Genomic DNA, 8,977 nt, shown 5'->3' on the forward strand with positions numbered 1-8,977 from the left:
GGGCGTGGCGAATGCGCGTCGTCGGCGACCGATGAAGTTGGTCGAACCGTGCCGGATCGCTGGTCCGACCAATCGTAGCCCACGATGAATTCTCTACAATCACCGCGGAAGAATCATTCGGTCCTTCGATTCCACCTTTCGCCGGACCGTTTTTCATTGAGTGAAAACGAGATCGTATGAAACAAGCCGACTTTGCCGGATTGCGTGTGGCGGCGCTGGAAAGCCGACGCGCCGACGATATGCAGCGGCTGATCGAACGACAGGGCGGCCAAGCTTTTGTCAGTCCATCGATGCGCGAGGTTCCGATCGAACCGAACCGCGAGGCGATCGATTTTGCCTATCGCGTGATCACCGGCGAAATCAACGTGGTGATTTTGATGACCGGCGTCGGGTTTCGATACCTGTTGCGGGCGATCGAGCGACACGTCGACCGTCAACGGTTCTTGGACGCCTTGTCCGACGTCACCACCATCTGTCGCGGCCCCAAGCCCGTTGCCGCCATGCGCGAAGTCGGAATCCAGCCGACCCATCGTGTCGGTGAACCCAACACGTGGCGCGAACTGTTACAGCTGATCGACCAACAGGTGCCGGTCGCCAACAGCACCGTCGGTTTACAAGAGTACGGAGTGACCAATTCGTCGCTGGTGGCGGGCTTGGAAGCACGCGGGGCGACGGTCGCCAACGTCAAGGTTTATGGATGGGAGTTCCCGGTGGACACCGGACCGCTGGAACAGAACGTTCGTGCGATCGCCGAAGGCCAGCGTGACGTGTTGTTGCTGACCAGCGCGCACCAAGTCGTCAACATGTTGCGAATGGCCCAACAGATGAACTTGGTACGTTCGCTGCGCGATGGGCTTTCACGTACCGTCGTCGCGTCCATCGGTCCGACGACGAGTCAGATGTTGGAGGAATGCGAACTATCGGTCGACTTGGAACCGTCGCATCCCAAAATGGGGCATCTGGTGATGGAATCCAGCGCCGCGGCGACTCGACTGGTGAAACAAAAACGAAGTTCCCCGGACAGCCAACGCATCACCATGGTCGACACCCCCGACGTGCCCCACCCCGGCCAAGATCATCCGTCCATCAACAGCTTGTTCATGCGGGCTTGTCGTTGTGAACCGACCGAACGCACGCCGATCTGGATGATGCGACAAGCCGGGCGATACATGAGCGAGTATCGCGAGGTGCGGGCCAAGCAATCCTTCTTGGAACTGTGCAAGAATCCCAAGCTGTGCAGCGAAGTGATGTGCACGGCGGTGGAACGATTGGGCGTCGATGCGGCGATCATCTTTTCCGATTTGCTGCCGATTTTGGAACCGCTGGGTTTCGATCTGGAGTTCGTCAAAGGCGACGGCCCGGTGATTCATAATCCGGTCCGCAGCACCGAAGATGTTCTGCGGGTCCGACCATTGGATGATCCCGATCGTTTGGAGTTCGTCTACGAAACGGTCCGTCAGACTCGTGCCGACATGAACGACGATATCCCCGTGATCGGGTTTTCCGGGTCGCCGTTCACCCTGGCCAGCTATGCGATCGAAGGCGGCGGAAGCCGGCAATACACGCACACCAAACGGATGATGTTTGCCGATCTGGACGCTTGGAACCGGCTGATGGAAATCCTGTCCGATGCCATCGTCGTTTACCTGAATCGACAAATCGATGCGGGGGCACAGTGCGTGCAATTGTTCGATAGTTGGGTCGGCTGCCTTTCGCCGTCGCACTATCGCCAGTTTGTTTTGCCGTGGATGCAGCGCATCTTAAGCGGCATCACACCCGGCGTACCGGTCATCAATTTCGGTACCGGCAATCCCGAATTGTTGCCCCTGATGCGATTGGATCGTCGCACCGTGGTCGGTATCGATTGGCGGATCGATTTACCCGAAGGCTGGCGTCGTGCCGGCCATGACGGCGCCGTGCAAGGCAACTTGGAACCCGCCGTTTTGTTGACCGATCCCGACACCATTCACCAAGCCGCCGATGAACTTTTGCAGTCGGTCGACCAACGACCAGGGCACATTTTCAATCTGGGGCACGGCATTCTGAAGGAAACGCCGGTCGACAATGCGATCGCCTTGGTCCAGGCGGTGAAAGAGTTAAGCGTCAGGTCGGGTGAGCGGTGATCGGCAAAAGTGACCTTCGGATCTGTCCAATGTGCAGCCTGTTCTGTGATCAGGCAGACAACGAATCCAAAACCGGCAACGTTGACATCTGGGATTGCTCGCTGGCCAAAGAGGGTCAGCGTCAGTGGAGCCGGCAAGTCGCCAGGTCCGCCGATTCCGGTGTCGACTTGGCGGCTGATTTGGCGCAAGTTCGAAAGGCCCGTCCCATCACCGTCGAAGCCATCGCTGTGGACCAGGCGACCGCTCAAACGTTGATCCGCCTTGGGCAAAACGGTGAAATCCAATTATCGACGGTGCGAGGGACAACCTACACCGCGATCTCCGATGCAACGGTGCGCGACGGTGTGATCCGAGCCACCTTGGGCGATGTGGCGGTCCATGCAGATGTCATCTGGGCGTTGGGTGATTTGGATTCGATTTATCCACGCTGGCGGGTTCGCTGCGGGTTCCGTGACGAAAACTCCGAATCGGCTGACGACAAAACCTTGTTACCGTCCACTGGTCCGGTCGACGCAGCCACCATGGCCGACGTCGCACGCCGGGTGCGTGAAATCCGCCGAGACGAACGTGACGGACAAACGGATACGGATCACGGTGCCGATTGGATCCGAACGATCGCTGGTTCACAGTACTTGGCGGTCTGCGTCGCGCCCGATGCTTTTACCATCGACGATGCCGATTTGACCGCGGTGATGCTGTTGCGGTTGATCCGTTATTTGAATGAATCAACGCGTGCGGTGCTTGTCACCTTGGATGCCGCGGCGACATTGGATTGGATGTCGTTGACGATGACCAATCGAGCGACGCGGACCTCCGACGATGATGGCGGTGCGGTCGACATCCGGGTGGTCGGTCATTCGGCTCGGACCGATTGGCAACGACCCGCGAAACTGCAGATCGGCGGGATCGATCCGGGGCCCACGTTGGCGAAACAGTTTCAACCGGCATCCTTGGGCGGGCTGAACGGAAACGCGACCGTGATCCGCGGGGATTCATCGGTCGCTTTGGGGCTGACTGGACGGACCGCCGACGGATCGGATTCACCAAATCCGTCACCACGGACCATCCTAGAAGTTTTGGACACGTACTTGTCCGCATCCTGAAACGCGGACACCAGGGAGTTCAGATGATGCGACGATTGGCTTGGGTGGTGTTGTGTGTGGCAATGTCGGGTTCGTTGCGGGGCGATCGACCCAACTTTGTGATCTTGATCGCCGACGATCTGGGTTACGGCGAAACGGGGATGATGGGCCGCGACGACGTCCCCACGCCGGCGATCGATGCCTTGGCCGCCGACGGCGTTCGCTGCACTTCGGCTTATGTGACGTCGTCGTATTGCGCTCCGTCGCGTGCCGGATTCATGACCGGACGATACCAATCGCGTTTCGGTGCGGACGATAACCCGACCGGCAAACGCAACTTGTCGGCCGACGCGGGCATTCCCGAATCCGAAACGACGTTTGTCAAACGTTTGGATGATGCCGGCTATCGCACGGCGTTGGTGGGCAAGTGGCACTGCGGGACCGCACCTCAGCGGATTCCGACGCGACGTGGGTTCGACCAATTCTTTGGCTTCTTGCACGAAGGACACTATTACGTTCCCGGTCCACCGTACAACGATGTCCTGACGATGATTCGTGACAAGTCGTTGCAACAGGGAACCCGCACACGTACTGGCGATTTGATTCGCGGCAATTATGCACCGATCAACGAACCGCCCTATGACGCGGATAACCCGCTGTTGATCAGTGATGAAAGCGGAAAGCTGAATCCCGTCGATGTGGACGTCTATCTGACTGATGCGATCACGCAACAGGCGACCAAGTTCATCGCCCAGCCGTCGCAGGACCCGTTCTGTTTGGTCGTCGCCTACAACGCGGTCCACAGTCCCATGCAGGCGTTGCTGGAAGATCTGAGTCATCTCAGTCGGATCGAGGACGTCCAGCGCCGCATCTTTGCAGGCATGTTGATCGCCTTGGATCGCAGCGTCGGTCAAATCCGTCAATCCTTGCGTGACGCCGGCGTGGACGAACAGACCATGATCGTTTTTTTAAGTGACAACGGTGGACCGACGAAGGAACTGACCAGCAGCAACGGCCCGCTTCGCGACGGCAAAGGTTCCGTCTATGAAGGCGGATTAAGGGTACCAATGGTGTGGACGTATCCCGGGACGTTTCCGGCCGGGCGCGTCGAACCGAGAACCGTAATCAGCTTGGATGTCGCGGCAACGGCGTTGGACTTGGCCGGATTGGAAGTGCCCGCGGACATGGATGGACGCAGTCTGGCCCAGTGGTTCAACGATCCGCTAGCCAAAACACCTCACCACGAATTGTTTTGGCGGATGCCACGTGGGAAAGCCGCCTTTCGCAAAGGTGATTGGAAAATCGTTCGTCCCAAAGCCGGTGAACCTTTCGAGCTGTACCACTTGCGGGCCGATGTGGCAGAATCCAAAAACTTGGCCAGTCAGTATCCCGACGTGATGAAAGACTTGGTCAACGGCTGGCTGGCCACCGATTCGATGATGCCCGAATAGCCATTCATCGATGGCTGGACTGCCACCTGGCGATCAGGTGGCCAGAGGGTCAGGATCAATGATGCAGCACAAGACGCAGGGTTAGTAGCTGTGTGATTCCAGCCGGGTTTTGCCGCGGAACGTCCAGTAAATGATCGTCGTGTAAATCAAGACAAACGGCAGCCCGATCCCCACGACGATCAGGCCGATCGTCAACGTCCGTGTGCTACTGGCGGCATCGACGATCCGCAAATCCATGGCGGGGTCGGTCGCGTTGATCAGGTTCGGAAACAACGCCGCGGCCAACAGAATCACCATCGATGCGATCGAACCGGCGTTGCACAGGAAAGCCGCAAACGCAAAACGTCGCCACACCATCCAACCGGTCAAGCCGACCATGGCGACGTTGAACGCAGGGATCAGCCACAAGGCGGGCACATCGGCAAAGTTCTCGGTCGCGCGCGGGACCGAGGCCAACGTCCAAATCGTCACAATGCCATAGACGATCGCAAACAGCACCCAACTGACTTTCGCCGCATTCGCAATTCGCTGTTGATAGTCGCCGGTCAGCTTCATGTACAGAAAGATGGCACCATGCAAAGTGAACAACAACACAATCAACAAACCGCAGGTCAATGGATACGGTGACAATTGGTCCATCAGCGACCCGGTGTAATCACCTCGCTCGTTCAGTTCCAACCCGCTGACGACGTTGCCGCCGGCGACACCGAACAAAAATGCGGCCAACAAACTGCCGATGCCGAATCCGACGTCCCACATGCGACGGCCCAATTTGCTATGCATCTTGCCGCGAAATTCCATGCTGACGGCACGGAAGATTAGGGCGAACAGCAACAGAATGAAAGCCGTGTAAAACGCGGGGAACGCCGTCGCATAGGCGTAGGGAAACATGGCAAACAGGGCACCGCCAAAGGTGACCAACCAAACCTCGTTGCCATCCCACAAGGGGCCGATGGAATTGACCGACAACCGACGCTCGGTCTCATCTTTGGGAACAATCAGGTGCAGAACACCGACCCCCAGGTCAAAACCATCCAAAATCAAATAGCCTGTCAGCAAACATCCGATCAGAGTGAACCAGACAAATGGCAGGCTTTCGGCTGTAAACCATGACGTCATCGCAATCATGCGCCGGATCCTCCGTTTGGTTCGATCATGTGTTTCGAATGAGAAACGCGTGACGAGCTGATATCTAATAGGTCTTCGACGCTGGCCGATGACGTGTCGGCATCTTCGCTGATGTCCGGGCCCTTTTGAATCTTCTGGTGCAACACGGTGATCCAGACGATAAACAGCAAACCATAGATCAGACCGAATCCGATCAGACTGCCCAGCACCTGTTCGCCGCTGATCGCTTTGCTGACCGCGTCGGTCGTTCGCAAGCCTTGCGTCTCGTCATATTGGACCACGCCCGTTTCATCGACGACCACATCGCCGACCCCGGGTTCGCCGCCGGTCCATTGCAGCGGCGGATGAACGATCCAAGGTTGTCGTCCGACTTCACACGCGACCCAGCCGCCGTGGTTGGCGATCAGCGACAGAAACACCGTAATGACGAACAGAAACAACAACGGACGGTGGGTGTACAGTTTGTTACGCAACCGAAAGACCACTGCGACGATGGACAGCACGATTAAATAGGTGCCGATCCCCACCATCACCCGGTATGTGACAAACGGAATCCAAATCGGCGGCCGGTCCTCGGGAGCGAAACGATCAAGCCCGACGATTTCGGCATTCAAGTCTTCTTTCAACAAAAAGCTATACGCGCGTGGGATCGAAAGGTCATAGCGGACCGTCTCGTTCTTTACATCGGGGATACCGAACACCGTCAAGTGTCCGGGGCCGGTTTCAAAGTGGCCTTCATAAGCCGCCATCTTGGCCGGTTGATACGCATAGGTGATTTTGGCCTGCAAGTGACCGGTCGCCGCGGCGGTGAACGCACCAATCGTCATGACAATCAGACCGCCATTCAGGCTGCGGCGTGCAAATTCAATGTGTCGGTTCTTCAACAGGTACCAGGCACCGACGCTGGCAACCAGCGATCCGCCGACGATAAAGGCACCGGTCAACGTGTGTGTCAGACGGATGACGGTCGTCGGGTTGAAAACCATCGCCCAAAAGTCGGTGATTTCCGCACGCATCATCAATTCGCCGTCGACGACCCAGGGTTCACCGCGACGGTAAACCGGGACGATATGGTGACCGGCGGGCGTTTGTTGCCAACTGTTTGCTGCGACAATCCAGACGGCGCTAAAGATGCTGCCAAGCGATACCATCATCGTGCTGAACAGGTGCATCTTGGGACCGACTCGGTCCCAACCGAACACCAAGACGGCCAGGAATCCGCTTTCCAGAAAAAACGCAAAGATGCCCTCGGCGGCCAGCGCGCTGCCGAAGACGTCGCCGACAAATTCACTGTACACCGACCAATTGGTCCCAAATTCGAACTCCATCACGATGCCCGTCGAAACGCCCATCGCGAAGTTCAACGCATAGATCTTGGTCCAGAACTTTTGTGCATCACGGAACAAACGATCGCCGGTCATCACATAGCGAAGTCCCAGATAAACCAGCACCACCCCCAAGCCGATCGTCAGCGGCGGGAACAGGTAATGGAACATGATCGTCAGCGCGAATTGCAATCGCGATAACAAGACGGTGTCCAAGGCGGCAAACAATTCCATCGCTAGTCCGGCTGTGGCCAATGGGGCGAATGATTCCAGATTGGTGACTTCACGATCACCCAGAATCCAGACGAGGATCCGATGCGCGTCTGGATGTGATGGACCGACACGCCTGCGGCATCATGTGCAAAGTGGACGCCGACGCTGACGTGACCGACGCATTCTGTGACAGAACCGAGATCGATTCAAAGGACAAAACCGACAGACTGTCGCATTGCGTCAATATGCCGCGAGTCGACGAAGACGCTCACCAGTTTTCCAACAGCGCACTACCTATTCTGGGCGGTCCAAGGAGACGGAGCTCCATGGACACCTTGGTTGACCGGACACCCGGCAAAGTGGTTCTCGAACGCTCTGCCGATGAAACCAACGGGGCAAGGCGTCTTTGTTAAGTGGTCCAGCCGATGCGTTCGAGTGCAACGATGCTTGATGAGGCTGCTGCAAGGCGGCACCATCGGTGGGCGATCAGGACGCGGGCTTCGCGTATCGGTTGGCGTGGCGATCGATACGCGTGGTGTTTCGTCCCGTAGCTGGATGCACCAGCAAATAGGCTCCGCCTTCTCCCGTTGGTCCCACACATCACGCCCAGTCTCCACAACAACCCGCCTCAATGAGCGAGTGTTCGACTGTGATGTCCTCCATGTTCAAGACGTCCCTCTGGGCCTATCAACCCGCAGGCGTAACCGAGGAAAAGACGCCTGACCCCTTTGTCTTGTCTGACCCCTTTGTCTTGTCTGACCCCTTTGTCTTGTCTGACCCCTTTGTCTTGTCTGAACCCTTTGTCTTGTCTGAACCCTTTGTCTTGTCTGACCCCTTTGTCTTGTCTGACCCCTTCGTCTTGTCTGACCCCTTTGTCTTGTCTGACCCCTTTGTCTTGTCTGCCAACGTACCGAAAAGATCTCTTTCGCGTGATTTCCGAAGTCGCTAGCCTGAACCGGTTCGGCACGGATGTTGCGCAAAACTATTTGTTTCGATACAGCGTCGAAGACACGGGAAAGAAGTAGAATGAATCGTCTATTTATTTGCAGTTTGGTGATTTGTGGAGCAGCCTCTTGCTGTAACGCCCAGGGCGAACAGGCAAGCCTGCAGCCGTCGTCGCTCAATAAATCGCAGGCCCCTAGCGTGAGCCCTGCACGTAAGGGGATTGCTAAGAGAGCGACGATAAAGGAAAAATTAGCGAAGGAGTACGAGTTCTTGAAGTCCATACCGGACGACAAGTTTCCAGATGTGATATCCTATGAACTGCTAGTAGTTGCCCGCGACATTTCTCGAGCTAGATGGAAAGACTATCCTTCCGTACTCGAACGCAACATGTACTATGAGCTTGGAGCTCTGTATGGCTTGCGGAAAACGTACTACAAAAACGAAGTGGATCGCATTAACGCGGAATTGGCGGACGTGCAAATAGGCTCAAAGAGTAATCATTGCGAGGATCGCGAGACAGTTGAGGCGATGATTGAACAGCGTGAAAAGGCACTGTCGAACATGAAGGAGGCTTCCCGTCTAGAAGAAGAGATAGGAATGCCCGCTGGTCGGAGATCATTCGTTCCCCCGCCTGGATTGGATGAGCATTTACGGAAATGGTACCGAGGAATAAAAGGGGTCAGGCGTGAGGAGTAAAAGGGGTCAGGCGT

General features: G+C 56.7%; 6 protein-coding genes. 4 read left to right on the top strand and 2 right to left on the bottom strand.

All coding sequences use genetic code 11. The annotated features are described in order from the left end of the window. The first annotated feature begins 176 nt into the window (after nt 1–176). Genes hemE through HFP54_RS18430 form a run of 3 tightly spaced genes read left to right on the top strand, consistent with a single transcriptional unit; the run spans nt 177 to nt 4,656 of the window. Nucleotides 177–2,123, top strand: coding sequence for a uroporphyrinogen decarboxylase (gene hemE / locus HFP54_RS18420; RefSeq protein WP_168566274.1), 1,947 nt, complete (start codon nt 177–179; stop codon nt 2,121–2,123). A 29-nt stretch (nt 2,124–2,152) separates the two neighbouring features. After that, a complete protein-coding gene (locus HFP54_RS18425; RefSeq protein ID WP_168566275.1) occupies nt 2,153–3,226 on the top strand; it encodes a hypothetical protein in 1,074 nt (357 codons plus the stop codon). Nucleotides 3,227–3,249: 23 nt separating this feature from the next. After that, a complete protein-coding gene (locus HFP54_RS18430; protein ID WP_168566276.1) occupies nt 3,250–4,656 on the top strand; it encodes a sulfatase-like hydrolase/transferase in 1,407 nt (468 codons plus the stop codon). 81 nt (nt 4,657–4,737) lie between these two features. Here the strand turns inward: HFP54_RS18430 and cydB are convergent, their stop codons facing one another. Together cydB and HFP54_RS18440 are read right to left on the bottom strand one after the other, a co-directional pair. After that, nucleotides 4,738–5,784 (bottom strand): cytochrome d ubiquinol oxidase subunit II, encoded by a 1,047-nt coding sequence (gene cydB, locus HFP54_RS18435; protein ID WP_235952001.1) that lies wholly within the window; start codon nt 5,782–5,784, stop codon nt 4,738–4,740. Then, complete coding sequence (locus tag HFP54_RS18440) at nt 5,781–7,343, bottom strand: cytochrome ubiquinol oxidase subunit I (protein WP_206036285.1); 1,563 nt, start codon at nt 7,341–7,343, stop codon at nt 5,781–5,783. The genes cydB and HFP54_RS18440 overlap by 4 nt, the downstream gene beginning before the upstream one ends. 1,005 nt (nt 7,344–8,348) lie before the next feature. Here HFP54_RS18440 and HFP54_RS18445 point away from each other — a divergent pair. Continuing rightward, nucleotides 8,349–8,963 (top strand): hypothetical protein, encoded by a 615-nt coding sequence (locus HFP54_RS18445; RefSeq protein ID WP_168566277.1) that lies wholly within the window; start codon nt 8,349–8,351, stop codon nt 8,961–8,963. Nucleotides 8,964–8,977 lie beyond the last annotated feature (14 nt).

Source organism: Crateriforma spongiae (assembly GCF_012290005.1).
Lineage (GTDB): Bacteria > Planctomycetota > Planctomycetia > Pirellulales > Pirellulaceae > Crateriforma > Crateriforma spongiae.